This window comes from Tenacibaculum skagerrakense (genome assembly GCF_004345825.1).
Taxonomy (GTDB): Bacteria; Bacteroidota; Bacteroidia; order Flavobacteriales; family Flavobacteriaceae; genus Polaribacter; species Polaribacter skagerrakensis.
Window position 1 is genome coordinate 212,006 of record NZ_SLXM01000003.1, and the last position, 15,084, is coordinate 227,089.

Consider the following 15,084-nt stretch of genomic DNA (forward strand, 5'->3'; position numbering starts at 1 on the left):
ATGAACCAAGATTATATAATACCAAATGAATGGTCGATTATCGAAGAAGGGTTTAATGATAGCAGAATAAAATCTTCTGAGAGTTTATTTAGTATCGGTAATGGTGCCATGGGGCAACGTGCAAATTTTGAAGAAAAGTATTCTGGTGAAACTTTTCAAGGAAGTTATATTGCTGGAGTTTACTATCCAGATAAAACGAGAGTAGGATGGTGGAAAAATGGCTATCCTGAATATTTTGCAAAGGTTTTAAATGCGCCAAACTGGATTGGAATCAACATCTTCATTAATGATGTTCAATTAGATTTACATACCTGTAAAAAAGTAGTAAACTTTAGACGAGAGTTAAATATGAAAGAAGGCTGGTTGTCTAGAAGTTTTGAGGCTACATTATTAAATGATATTACAGTAAGAGTTGAAACAAAACGTTTTTTAAGTATTGATTTAGATGAAGTTGGTGCTATTGAATATTCAGTAACTCCTATTACAAGTAATGCTGAAATTACGTTTCAACCTTATTTAGATAGTGGTATTCATAATGAAGATAGTAATTGGGATGATCAGTTCTGGAATACAACAAATGTTTCTTCAAATGGTAATCAAGCATTTATAGAGGCGCATACTATGAAAACTAATTTTCATACGTGCACTTTTATGGAATCGACCTTGTTACTAAATAACGAAATTCAAAATATCAGTCCAAAAGTAGAATCTTCTGATACTAACGTTTCTTTTTATTACCCAGCGCATGTAAAAGCTAACCAAACCTTTACAATTCATAAATTTGGTGGTTATGTGGTAGATAGAAATCATGCTGCTAATCAATTAGTAACTGCCGCAAAAAATACTTTAAAGCTTGCATTAGACTTAGGTTTTGATAGATTGTTAGAGCAACAAAAAGAAGCGTGGGCTAATATTTGGGAAATGGCTGATATTACTATTGATGGTGATGTAAAAGCACAGCAAGGTATTCGATTTAATATCATGCAATTAAATCACACCTATTTAGGTAAAGATGCACGATTAAATATTGGTCCGAAAGGATTTACAGGTGAAAAATATGGAGGAAGTACTTATTGGGATACAGAAGCTTACTGTTTACCATTTTACATGGCTACGAAAAACCAAGAAGTAGCTAAAAGTCTGTTAACGTATCGATACAATCAGCTAGATAAAGCCATTGAAAATGCTGCTAGTTTAGGTTTTAAAAATGGAGCGGCTTTATATCCAATGGTGACTATGAATGGTGAAGAGTGCCATAACGAATGGGAAATTACTTTTGAAGAAATCCATAGAAATGGTGCTATTGCTTTTGCAATTTTCAATTATTACAGATATACAAATGATTATAGTTATATTCCTGAAAAAGGTTTAGAAGTATTAATTGGTATTGCTCGTTTTTGGCACCAAAGAGTTAATTTCTCTGAGGACAAGCAAAAATATGTAATGTTAGGAGTTACTGGACCAAACGAGTATGAGAACAACATCAATAATAATTGGTATACAAACTACATCGCAAAATGGTGTATTGATTATGCTTTAGAAAGTATTGAAAAGGTTAAAGATGAATATACTTCTGATTTTAAACGCATCGTAGAAAAAGTCAATATCTCAGAAGCTGAGTTATCTAGCTGGAAAAAAGTTGCGGATAATATGTATTTCCCATATTCAGAAAAACATCAAGTTTTCTTACAGCAAGACGGTTTCTTAGATAAGGAATTAATTACGGTTGAAAATTTAGATAAATCACAACGTCCAATTAATCAAAAATGGAGTTGGGATCGAATTCTTCGTTCTCCATACATAAAACAAGCAGATGTATTACAAGGTTTCTATTTCTTTGAAGATCATTTTTCTACGGAAGAATTAGAAAGACATTTCGATTTCTACGAACCTTTTACAGTTCATGAAAGTTCATTGTCTCCTTGTGTTCATAGTATTCAAGCCGCAAAACTTGGAAGAATGGATCAAGCTTATACGTTCTATTTAAGAACATCTCGATTAGATTTAGATGATTATAATAAAGAAGTAGAAGAAGGATTACATATTACTTCCATGGCTGGTACTTGGATGAGTATTGTTGAAGGTTTTGGAGGTATGCGAATTGAAGACGGAAGCTTAAGTTTTACGCCACAAATTCCAAAACAATGGAAAGGTTATTCATTTAAAGTAAACTTCAGAAATCAAGTGTTAAAAGTAATTGTTAATCAAGGAAAAACACACTTTGAAGTTGACGGAGATAAAGAATTACACATCAAAGTTAATGGTGAAAAAATTACGATTTCGCCTAATAATTTGGTGACAGTTTAAATAATAAAATTACAAGAACATTAAAACGACGTCAACCTGAACTTGTTTCAGGTTCGCATTACAAAGGTTATAGATTGTGATGAGATTCCTAAATATCCCGAAGCTTCGGGACGGAATGACGTAGATATGTAATTATGAATCAATTCAATAATTTATTAAATCAAATCATGAAAAAGTATTTATTAATAATTACAGTATTAACTACACTTTTAATGTCTTCTTGTAAAGAAAAGCAATTCACTCCTTTAAGTAATACAACAGCTAAACCGATAGTTGAAGCACACGAAATCGATAAAATTGAACCACCTTTTTGGTGGAAAGGTTTTAAAAACCCTTCACTTCAACTATTGGTTAAGCATACAGCTATTGCTGACTATTCAGTCGAAATTTTAAATCCTAATATTGAACTAGTTAAGGTTCATAAAGCTGATAGTCCAAATTATCTGTTTTTAGATTTACTCATCAAAGAATCAGCTCAAGAAGGAAAATTTAATATTATTTTCAAAAAAGAGGATGGTTCACAACTAACTCAAACTTATGAATTAAAAGCTCGCTCTAAAAAACCAGAGGATTTTATTGGTTTTAATAGTTCTGACGCTATCTATTTAATAACTCCTGATAGATTTAAAAATGCCAATCCTAAAAATGATTCTTTTGAGAATTTAAATGAAAAAGGAATCAATAGAAAAGATAATTATGCGCGTCATGGTGGAGATATTGAAGGAATTGCTCGAGGAATTAAATATATTATGGATTTAGGTTTTACAGCGGTTTGGTCTTCTCCGTTATTAACTAATGATATGCATAGTGGTTCTTATCACGGATATGCAATTACGGATTATTATCAAGTTGACCCAAGATTTGGAACCTTACAAGAATATAAACAATTAGCTCTTGGATTTCAGGCAACAAAAATGAAGTTGATTATGGATCAAGTTGCTAATCACTGTGGTTTAGAACATTGGTGGATGAGAGATTTGCCTTTTAAAGATTGGGTAAATTACCAAGAGCATTATGAAAAAAATAGAGAAACTTGGAATAGTGATATTGTAAAACGATCATCGCACAGAAGAACAACCAATCAAGATTTATATGCTTCAAAAAAGGATAAAAAAGAAATGTCTGATGGTTGGTTTGTAAAAGGAATGCCCGATTTAAATCAGCGTAATCCTTTTATGGCTAAGTACCTTATTCAAAATAGTATTTGGTGGATTGAATTTCTTGAGTTAGGAGGAATTCGTCAAGACACCTATCCTTATCCAGACAAACAATTTATGAGTGATTGGGCTGGAGCTATTATGAAAGAATATCCAAATTTCAATATAGTAGGAGAGGAGTGGTCTTCAAATCCGTTATTGATTGGTTACTGGCAGGATGGTAAAGAAAATTCAGATGGATACGACTCGAATCTTCGTTCCACAATGGATTTTGCTATGCAAGAAAAAATAGTATCAGGGTTAAGAAATGATGAAAACTGGGGAAGTGGTTTGATAGAAGTTTATGATGCGCTAGCAAATGATTTTCATTATACAAGACCATTAGATATTATGGTTTTCCCAGATAATCATGATATGAGTCGAATTTTCACTCAGTTAAATGGAGATATCACCAATACTAAAATGGCTTTGAGTTATTTAGCTGTTCTACCACGAATCTTTCAAATGTATTATGGAACTGAAATCTTAATGAACGATTTCGAAAAACCTGGAGATCACGGTTTGATTAGAACTGATTTTCCTGGTGGATGGGATGGAGATGCAGTAAATGCTTTTACAGGTGAAAACTTAGCTCCAGAAAAGATAGACATGCAAAATTTTGTTTCAACCTTACTAAATTTTAGAAAGAATTCTAAAGCTATTCATACTGGCAAAACAATGCATTTTGTTCCAGAAAACAATACCTATTTATTGGCTAGATTTTCAGAAAATGAAACTGTAGTTCATGTTTTAAATAAAAATGATAAACCTATTGATTTAAAACTAGATAGGTTCGAAGAGCTTGGTTTAGAAGGAAAAACCTTGAAAAATGTTTTTACAGGCGAAATGATTACTTGGTCAAATACACTAACTTTAAATCATAAAGGAAGTTATTTATTTACAACTAAACTATAATCTATGAAACTATTAACTATTGGTATTTGTTTAAGCTTATTACTAATCTCTTGTAAAAATAAAAATGAGAAAGACAACAGAGATAATGAAGCTGTAGTGGTTAAAAAAGCTACGGTAGACTTTGTTCCTGTTGCTTCTGTACAACTAGCATCTGGAAAATTATATAGAGCTGAAAGTTTTCCTTCAACATATATAAAACAACGACCTGTTGATGTTTGGTTACCTGAAAACTATTCGGAAGAAAAAAAATATGATGTGTTGTATATGCATGACGGACAAATGTTGTTTGATGCAACTACAACTTGGAATAAACAAGAATGGAAAGTTGATGAATGGGCTTCTCAACTACAGAAAGAAGGAAAAGTTAAGGATTTTATTGTAGTAGCAATTCACAATATCAGTGATATCCGTTGGTTGGATTTATTCCCACAAAAAGCGTTTGATTTTATTGATGCGCAAAAACAAGTTGAGTTAAAAAGCATTCCTGCTGCTGTAGATTTTAAACTAAATGGTGATAATTATTTGAAGTTCATGGTGAATGAATTAAAACCAATTATTGACAGTAAGTTTTCAGTTCACACCGATAAAGAGCACACGTTTGTCATGGGGTCAAGCATGGGAGGTTTAATGTCGATGTATGCTATTAGTGAATATCCGACTGTTTTTGGTGGAGCAGCGTGTATCTCAACACACTGGGTTGGAGGAATGCCTATTCCTAACAATCCATATCCAAATGCAATTTTTGAATATATGAACGTCAATTTTCCAGCTGCAAATAATCAAAAAGTATATTTTGATTATGGTGATAAAACCTTGGATTCAAATTATCCGCCTTTTGCACCAAAAGTTGATGAAATTTTAGTGTCTAAAGGTTACAATGAAACCAATTCTAAAAATTTATTTTTTGAAGGAGCTGATCATTCTGAAAATTCTTGGAACACAAGATTAGATCAACCTTTAGTCTTTTTGCTAGGCAAATAAGCAAAACATTTATAACTACACTATGAAACGTATTTTTCTCTACATTGTATCTTTATTTTTTTCGTTATTTCTGAATAGTCAGAATAATAGGAGAATCTTTGAAAGCGCACAATTTCAGGATGGTGAATTTGTAGAAGTAAAAACTAATGAAGGATTTTATGCTATTCGTTTTTATTCTCCAGAAATTGTAGAGACTAAGTTCGTTCCAAATGGTCAAGATTATAATCCTAAATCACACGCTCTAATTGGATTTGAAAATTTTGAAAATTGCGAAAAAATTAGTTTTAAGGAAATAAACAATAAATATCACTTTAACTCATGTGGAATTAATGTAATTATCCAAAAATCCCCATTCAAAATCTCTTATACCTACAAAGGATCACCAATTATTTCTGAAAAACTTGGTTATTTTAAAAGTAAGCACGAACCCATGGAAATGGTGAAAGAAAATATTGTTGCCAAGGAAACAGAAAAAATAGAATTCGCAATTACGCCAGATGAAGTTTTGTATGGTGGAGGAGCAAGAGCTTTAGGAATGAATCGTAGAGGGAATCGTTTGCCATTATTTAATCGTGCGCATTATGGTTATGAAACGGATTCTAAATTGATGAATTATACAATGCCGATTGTAATTTCTTCAAAGAAATACATGATTCATTTTGATAATGCTCCTGTTGGGTATTTGGATTTAGATAGTAAACAGAATAATACACTTACGTATGAAACCATTTCAGGAAGAAAAACCTATCAAATTATAGTAGGAGATACTTGGCTGGATTTAGTACATAACTACACAAAATTAACTGGTAAACAACCAATGCCGCCTCGTTGGGTATTGGGTAATTTTTCAAGTAGATTTGGTTATCATTCTGAAAAGGAAACGAAAAATACCATTCAAAAGTTTAAAGATTATAAAGTTCCTGTAGATGCTGTAATACTTGACTTATATTGGTTTGGAAAAGATATCAAAGGAACTATGGGGAATTTAGAAGTCTATAAAGACTCTTTTCCAAATATGAAACAAATGGTATCAAATTTCCAAAAAGAAGGCGTAAAAACGGTTTTAATCACTGAACCATTCGTACTAACTACGTCCAAGAAATGGAATGAAGCTGTTGAGAAAGATGTTTTAGCAAAAGATAGTCTTGGGAATCCTTATAAATTCGATTTCTACTTTGGAAATACTGGGTTAATAGATATTTACAATCCAAAAGGAAAAGATTGGTTTTGGAATATTTATAAAGATATTTTAGATCTAGGAGTAAAAGGATTATGGGGCGATTTAGGAGAGCCTGAAGTGCATCCACATCAGTTATTACATAAAACAGGAACGGCAAATGAAGTACATAATATTTATGGACATGATTGGGCTCGTTTAGTTTATGAAGGGTATGCTAAAGAGTTTCCAAATGAGCGTCCGTTTATTTTAATGCGTGCAGGTTATTCTGGTTCTCAACGTTTCGGATTAATTCCGTGGTCTGGAGATGTAAATCGTTCTTGGGGCGGATTGCAAAGTCAACCTAAAATTAGTTTACAAATGGGAATGCAAGGATTAGGCTATATGCATTCAGATTTAGGTGGTTTTGCTGGAAGTAATTTAGACGATGAATTGTACACTCGTTGGTTACAATATGGCGTTTTTCAACCAATTTTCCGTCCACATGCACAAGAGGAAGTTCCTAGCGAGCCAGTTTTCAGAACAGATAAAGTAAGAGAATTAGCTAAAAAATCAATTGAATTACGTTATCAATTATTACCCTACAATTATCATTTAGCTTACGAAAATCATACCGAAGGAAAACCGTTAATGCGTCCTTTGTTTTTTGAAGATACTAGCAAAGAATTGTTTGAAAATTCCGCTAGTTATTTATGGGGAAATGATTTTTTAATTACTCCAATATTAAATTCTGGAGCAAAAGAAGTAGATGTTTATTTTCCAAAAAATACAACTTGGTTCAATTTTTATACGGATGAGATTGTTACTAATAAGACTTCTCAAACGGAAAAAACTGTAGAAAACTCGATTCCAACATTTGTAAGAGCAGGAAGTTTTATACCGATGATTGATGTAATTCATAATACCGATGAATACTCATTAAACAATTTCGAATTGCATTACTATCATCACGAATCAATTGATAAGAGTGAAAGGAAACTATTTAATGATGATGGATCTACGAATAATTCAATAGAAAAAGGAAGTTATGTGATAATGGAATTTGAGTCAAAGGTTTCAAAAACTAAATTAAATTTCACGTTTACTTCTAAAGTTGGCGAAAATTACAAGGTTTCATCAAAGGAAATCGAATTCATAATTCATAACGTAACAAACAAGCCTAAGAAGGTTAAACTTCAAGGTAAATCAATTGATTTCAAGTGGAACTCAACTTCTAAAGAACTTAGAATTCCGTTTGTATGGAAACAAAACAAACAAACTAAATTAACTATAAAACTATAGTATGAATAGAATCATATTACTAGCATTAACAGCTTTGCTTTTACAAAGTTGTAAAGGTCAAAAACAAGAAGTTGTAACTGTCAAAAAAGAGGCACCTTTTTATTGGGAAGCAGCAAATGTATATTTCTTACTTACAGACAGATTTAATAATGGTGATACATCTAATGATATAAACTTTGACAGAACCAAAGAAACTGGAAAATTACGTGGCTTTGAAGGTGGTGATTTAAAAGGAATTACAGAAAAAATAAATCAAGGGTATTTTACCGATTTAGGTATCAATGCCATTTGGATGACGCCAATTGTGGAGCAAATTCATGGAGGAACTGACGAAGGAACTGGTGTTACATATGGTTTTCATGGATATTGGACGAAAGATTGGACAGCAATTGATCCGAATTATGGTACAAAAGAAGATTTGAAAAATTTAGTAGAAACAGCTCATAGCAAAGGAATTAGAATTTTATTAGATGCGGTTATAAATCACACAGGTCCTGTTACTGAAAAAGACCCAGTTTGGCCGTCTGAATGGGTTCGAACGGAACCTCAATGTAAATACGACAACTACGAAAATACGGTTACTTGTACATTGGTAAAGAATTTACCAGACATTAAAACGGAGAGTAATAAAGAAGTTCAATTACCACCACAATTAGTTGAAAAATGGAAAGCTGAGGGAAGATATGAGCAAGAAGTTGCTGAGTTGGATGCATTTTTTAAAAGAACTGGTCATCCAAGAGCTCCTCGTTTTTACATTATGAAATGGCTTACAGATTATATCACTGAGTTTGGAATTGATGGTTATCGTGTTGATACTGTTAAACATACAGAAGAATCTGTTTGGCAAGAATTTAGAAAAGAGTGTGATTATGCGTTTGAAACTTGGAAAAAAAATAATACTGATAAAGTATTAGATACTAACGACTTCTATTTAGTTGGAGAAGTGTATAACTACGGAATTAGCTCAGGTAAAGCATTTGATTTTGGAGATAAAAAAGTAAATTATTTCGATAATAGCTTTAACAGCTTAATCAACTTTGAAATCAAGTGGAATGCCAAACAAATGGATTTAGAAGATGTTTTTCAGCGTTATGACAGTCTTCTGTATAATGATCTAAAAGGCTACAGTGTTTTAAATTATTTGTCTTCTCATGATGATGGACAACCGTTTGATCCGAAGCGTGAAACACCATATAAAACGGGAACAATTTTGTTATTAACTCCTGGAGCTTCACAGGTATATTATGGAGATGAAACGGCAAGAAGTCTTGTTGTTGAGGGAACTGTTGGTGATGCAACCTTACGTTCTAACATGAACTGGGGAGAATTAAGAGACGAGCAAGAAAAGCAGAAAGTTTTTGTGCATTGGATGAAGTTAGGACGATTCAGAAAGAATCATCCATCAGTTGGTGCTGGAAGCCATAAAATGATTTCAAAAACTCCTCATGTTTTTTCAAGGTCTTTTGAAAAAGGTGATTATTCTGACCAAGTTGTTATTGGTTTAGAATTACCAACAGGAGACAAAACCATCGATGTTTCTTCTGTATTTAAAAATGGTGATGTACTTCTCGATACGTATTCAAACAAGGAAGCAGAAGTTAAAGATGGAAAAGTAAATCTATCGACTACATATTCAATTGTTTTATTAGAAAAGAAATAATTATGAAGTCTATTTTAAAAATTCTATTTATTTGTTTTTCAATAGGTTTTATTTCTTGTCAGAAAGAAGTTGTTGAGAAAAGCATTAGTTCACCAAATTCAGCAATTGCTATTCAATTTGATATTAATGAAAGTGGACAACCCTTATATCAAGTTTCTTTCAACGGGAAAGCAATTGTAAAGCCTTCTGTGCTTGGTTTTGATTTAAAAGGTCAAGATGCATTAAACAAAAATTTTACTATTGTTAAAACATCTACTAGGTCTTTCAATGAAACTTGGCAAATGCCCTGGGGAGAACAATTGGATGTAGTAAATAATTATAACGAATTAAAAGTTGAGCTAGAGGAGGATTCTGAATTAAAAAGAAAACTAAACATAGTTTTTAGAGCGTTTGACGATGGAATTGGATTTAGATATGAATTTCCTGAACAAGAGAATTTAAAAGAGGTTTTTATCACTGAAGAACACACAAATTTCAATTTAACAGAAGATTATAAAACATTTTGGATTCCTGGTGATTGGGATATTTACGAACACCTATACAGTACAACGAAGCTTTCAGAAATTGATACTGAAAATTATAAGGTAAATAGTGCACTAGCACAAACGTCTATTCCCAATAAAGCGGTAAATACACCAGTAACCATGGTTGGTTCAGATGGAACGCATTTGAGTTTTCATGAAGCAGCATTACTTAATTATTCGGGAATGACGTTAGGTGTTGATACTGAAAATTTATCCTTAAAAAGTGTTTTAGTTGGTTCTGATAACCAAGATTATAAAGTAAAACAAACCGTTCCTTTTAATACGCCCTGGAGAACAATTCAAATTACAAAAAGTGCTCCTGAATTAATCGAATCTAATTTAATTGTTAACCTGAATGAGCCTAACAAACTAGGTGATGTTTCTTGGTTTACTCCTATGAAATATACAGGTGTTTGGTGGGAAATGCATTTAGGAAAATCTTCGTGGGATTATGGAATGGAAAAAGTTGATGGTAAATGGACTGATACAGGAAAGGCACATGGAAAGCACGGTGCAACTACAGAGAATGTAAAACGTTTTATCGATTTTTCTGCTAAAAATAATATTAAAGGTGTTTTAGTAGAAGGTTGGAATACTGGTTGGGAAGAATGGATTGGTTTTGAAGATAGGGAAGGAGTATTCGATTTTGTAACTCCTTATCCTGATTATGATTTAGATGAAGTAACGAAATACGCCAAAGAAAAAGGCGTAGAAATCATTATGCATCATGAAACTTCAGCAGCAACACAAACCTACGAGAAACAGCAAGATACGGCGTATGCGCTCATGAAGAAATATGGAATGCACACTGTAAAATCGGGTTATGTTGGTAAAATAATCCCGAAAGGTGAGTATCATCACGGACAATACATGGTAAACCAATACAACAATGCTGCAATCAAAGCCGCAAAATATCAAGTCGCTGTAAATGCCCATGAGCCTATAAAAGCTACTGGTTTACGCAGAACCTATCCTAATATAATTTCTAGAGAAGGTTTACGCGGACAAGAATTCAATGCGTGGTCACCAGATGGTGGAAATCCTCCAGAACATTTACCAATTGTTGCGTTTACAAGAATGTTAGCTGGACCGATAGACTTTACGCCTGGTATTTTTAATATCAAATTTGATGAGTATAGAAAGACAAATCAGGTAAATACTACGCTAGCACAACAGTTAGCTTTGTATGTGGTGATTTATAGTCCCGTGCAAATGGCTGCTGATTTAGTAGAACATTATGAGGCTAATCCTGAGCCTTTGCAGTTTATTAAAGATGTTGGTGTTGATTGGGAAAAGACGAAGGTTTTAAACGGAGAAGTTGGTGATTTTGTAACCATTGCTCGTAAAGAACGAACTACAGGAAACTGGTTTATTGGAAGTATTACTGATGAAAATGCTCGAGAAATTACCATAGATTTTGATTTCCTAGATGAAGGAACAACCTATAGTGCTGTAATTTATAAAGATGGAAAAGATGCACATTGGAATGATAATCCAACTGCCATAACGATAGAAAAACAAACAATTACAAAAGAATCTAAACTTACTATCCAACTAGCTGAAGGAGGTGGGTTTGCGATAAGTTTATTAAAACAATAATTTATATGAGAACTATTTTAGCTGTATTTGCATTGGCTACAATTTTTGTAGCTTGTAAAACAGAACCAAAAGAAGTAACAACTACTTCAGAAGAATCTACAAAATCTCAAAGCTCATTGATAAATAATCAAATGTTAGAAACTGCGATTATTTATGAAGCTAATATTCGTCAATATTCTAATGAAGGAACTTTTGATGCGTTTACGAAAGATATTCCTCAGTTAAAGGAATTAGGAATGAAAATCATTTGGTTAATGCCTGTATTTCCTATTTCTAAAACAAAACGTAAAGCTACTGGAGGTGCCGATAGTAAGTTCGCCGCTGAATTTCCAGAAGAAGAGAGAGCTAAATACTTAGGAAGTTATTATGCAGTTTCCGATTTTAAGAAAATCAATCCAGAGTTCGGAACAATTGAAGATTTTAGGAAATTAGTAAAAACAGCACATGATAATGGAATTTCGGTAATTTTAGATTGGGTTCCAAATCATACTGGTTGGGATCATACTTGGTTAACTACAAATCCAGATTTTTATACAAAAAACGATAAAGGAGAAATTATTCATCCAGAAGGAACGGATTGGACCGATGTTGCCGATTTAAATTATGACAATGTTGATTTAAGAAAGGAAATGATTAACGACATGTCTTACTGGATTACAGAAGAAAACATAGATGGTTTCCGTTGTGATGTTGCGGGTTCTGTACCAACTGATTTTTGGCAACAAGCAATCCCGAAATTACGTGCTAAAAAAGATATTTTTATGTTAGCTGAAGCATGGGAACCTGAATTATTAGAAGATGGCTTGTTTGATATGGCCTATGGTTGGGATCGTCACCATGCGATGAATCATATTGCAAAAGGAGCTCATAAAGTAGCACATTGGAACGAAACCTATGCAAAAGATACAGCGCGCTATGCGAAAGATGATATTTTAATGACATTTGTTACCAACCACGATGAAAACTCTTGGAATGGTACCATTGAAGAGCGAATGGGGGATGGTGCCGCTTTATTTACAACTTTAAGCTATGTATCTCCTGGTATGCCGTTAATTTATTCAGGACAAGAATATGGTTTAAAACACCGATTGAAATTCTTTGAGAAGGATTCTATTCCGAAGACAAAAGGGAAGGAGTGGAGCTTGTTACAACAATTAGCTTCTTTAAAACAAAGTAGTAAAGCTTTACATGGTGGTAAAGAAAGTGCCAGTTACAAACTTATTGACATAGCGAATGAGAATGTCTTAGCTTTTAATCGTTCAAAAGATAAGGATACAGTTATTTTTATTGGTAATTTATCTTCAGAAGATCAATCATTTACAGTTGAATTGGAAGGAGAATACACCGACTATTTTTCAGGAAAAAATATTCAATTTACAAAAGGAGAAACAGTATCTTTATCGCCATGGAGCTATCATGTTTTGCTAACAAAATAATTCCTAAACACACAACATAACTTTTTTAAAGGAGACCTTTTTAGGTCTCTTTTTTTATGCTTTTTATAAAATATTTATATCAATCGTACTTTAGTTTTTCAACTATTTCATCTTCTTTTTTTCCTTGTTTAAATAGGGGATTTTCCCTAGTACTATTCTTTAAGGTTGCTATTAGTTTTGCCTCCAGATTTTCAATAGCTATTACAATAAATCGAACTTAAAAAATTAACAAAAACTAAAAAAATGAAAGTATTTTATAATTACATTATCATAGGATTAAGTATTTTAATTATTGGTTGTCAAAGTGAACCAGAAGTAGTAGAAACAGAAACAGAAGTAGAAGAGACGATTGAAGTCGTTGAAGTTAAAAAGTTTCAAAGTGAAATTTCTAATATTACGCACAAATACAATTACTATGGTAAAGAATTTCAAGTAACCTATGTGTATAATAACGAAAAAGATGAAGTAATAGACGCTTATGGAGATGAAGAGATAGCTAAAGAAGTCTTTGGTAAAGAAGGTGGACCAGAAGGAACTTTAGTAACTGCGGTAGAAGGAGATGAAAATCATAAAGAAATTACAATGAAAATCTTTGATACTGCTGAAGAAATAGATGCTTATACTGAAAAAGAGCTTAAAAGCACAGAAGCTGCTAGTCAAAATTATGCTTCAAGAAATAACTGTTTCAATGTGGATTTACCTGGAAATGATGAAATCAGATTTTTTGAAGATATCAACTATGTTTGGGAATTAGTAGATATAAGAGGATTAAATAAAAGAACTTACGGAATTCAATACTTAGGCCATAATAATGATAGAATTAGTTCTTTTTACATGAGATCTACAGCATTTCAACAAGTAAGTTTTTATGAGCATAGCTGTTACTCTGGAAAGCGATTAACATTTAATAAATATTACACTTCACAGTTTTTTGGAGTAAACAATTTAAGACACTATACACTTTCAGGAACGTGGTTTTGGAGAAAATCATGGAACGATCAAATTTCTTCGTTCTGGATGCCATAATATTCCGCTATAAAAAGCTTAGTAAGAGAGAGATGAATACCATCTCTCTTTTTTTTAATGTGCTAAAAAGCAAAGATTTAACTAAAATTAAACCGTAAAATCGCTAAATTTTCAGTAAATTTATAGGAAAAGTGAATTATGAGAACAGCATTTCTATACATATCGGTTATTTTTTTGGTTATTGGATGTGCTTCATCTGAAAAAGTAGTTTCTGCTGAGCAAAAAAGTAAAGTTGAAAATTTAGTAACTACCAAGTCTTTTGAAATTGATTCTCAATGGGCGTATCCAATGGTTACTAGTTCGTTAATTAGTCTTCAGAATGCTGGTTTTTTTCCAAATAACAGTACAGCTAGCATGATTGATATTACTGGCCACAATCAATATTTTATTTTCAAGAAAGATTCTGTAAATGCAAATCTGCCTTATTATGGAGAGCGTCAGATGGGAGCAGCTTATTCTAGATCTAATAGTGGTGGAATTGAATTTAATGGTGTTCCTGAGGATTATTCTATGAACAAAACAAAGAATGGAGATTACAGAATTAAGTTTAAAATAAAGGACAAAAATGCTTTAACGGAAACGTATAACGTTAGTATTTTAATTTATAATAATATGTCTGCAAAGATCAATGTTTTTAGCTCTAGTCGCTTTAAAATTGAATATAGAGGTAAACTAAAAGAGTTAGCTACAAAAGATATCTAACTAAATTGCAACTCCTAAAGTCTCGGGATTATTTTATTCCGTTTTCGCAACAACGCGAAACTACTATAAACCTAGACGTCATTACGAAGCCAAATACGGCTGAAGTAATCTTTTTTAGATTGCCACTCCCGAAGCCTCGGGATCATCTTATTCCGTTTTTCGCAATGACGCGAAACTACTGTAAAACCTAGACGTCATTACGAAGCCAAATACGGCTGAAGTAATCTTTTTTAGATTGCCACTCCCGAAGCCTCGGGATCATCTTATTCCGTTTTTCGCA

General features: G+C 32.6%; 9 protein-coding genes. All 9 read left to right on the plus strand.

The window, feature by feature from the left end; all coding sequences use genetic code 11:
* The 9 genes from EV195_RS07055 (at position 1) to EV195_RS07095 (ending at position 14,804) form a co-directional block, all read left to right on the plus strand.
* On the plus strand, positions 1–2,307 hold the full coding sequence (locus tag EV195_RS07055) for a glycoside hydrolase family 65 protein (protein ID WP_132794229.1): 2,307 nt from the start codon (positions 1–3) through the stop codon (positions 2,305–2,307).
* A gap of 167 nt (positions 2,308–2,474) precedes the next feature.
* A complete protein-coding gene (locus tag EV195_RS07060) occupies positions 2,475–4,418 on the plus strand; it encodes a glycoside hydrolase family 13 protein (RefSeq protein ID WP_132794230.1) in 1,944 nt (647 codons plus the stop codon).
* Positions 4,419–4,421: 3 nt separating this feature from the next.
* On the plus strand, positions 4,422–5,399 hold the full coding sequence (locus tag EV195_RS07065) for an alpha/beta hydrolase (protein WP_132794231.1): 978 nt from the start codon (positions 4,422–4,424) through the stop codon (positions 5,397–5,399).
* Between the two features lie 22 nt (positions 5,400–5,421).
* Positions 5,422–7,857, plus strand: a complete 2,436-nt coding sequence (locus tag EV195_RS07070; protein ID WP_132794232.1) for a glycoside hydrolase family 31 protein — start codon at positions 5,422–5,424, stop codon at positions 7,855–7,857.
* Between the two features lies 1 nt (position 7,858).
* On the plus strand, positions 7,859–9,517 hold the full coding sequence (locus EV195_RS07075) for an alpha-amylase family glycosyl hydrolase (protein ID WP_132794233.1): 1,659 nt from the start codon (positions 7,859–7,861) through the stop codon (positions 9,515–9,517).
* 2 nt (positions 9,518–9,519) lie between these two features.
* Positions 9,520–11,640 carry a glycoside hydrolase family 97 protein gene (locus tag EV195_RS07080; protein WP_132794234.1) on the plus strand — a complete coding sequence of 707 codons (2,121 nt, stop codon included), beginning with the start codon at positions 9,520–9,522 and terminating at the stop codon, positions 11,638–11,640.
* 5 nt (positions 11,641–11,645) lie between these two features.
* Positions 11,646–13,076: an alpha-amylase family glycosyl hydrolase gene (locus EV195_RS07085; RefSeq protein WP_132794235.1), complete on the plus strand. Its 1,431-nt coding sequence runs from the start codon at positions 11,646–11,648 to the stop codon at positions 13,074–13,076.
* Between the two features lie 243 nt (positions 13,077–13,319).
* A complete protein-coding gene (locus tag EV195_RS07090) occupies positions 13,320–14,102 on the plus strand; it encodes a hypothetical protein (protein ID WP_132794236.1) in 783 nt (260 codons plus the stop codon).
* 138 nt (positions 14,103–14,240) lie between these two features.
* On the plus strand, positions 14,241–14,804 hold the full coding sequence (locus tag EV195_RS07095; protein ID WP_132794237.1) for a DUF4251 domain-containing protein: 564 nt from the start codon (positions 14,241–14,243) through the stop codon (positions 14,802–14,804).
* Positions 14,805–15,084 lie beyond the last annotated feature (280 nt).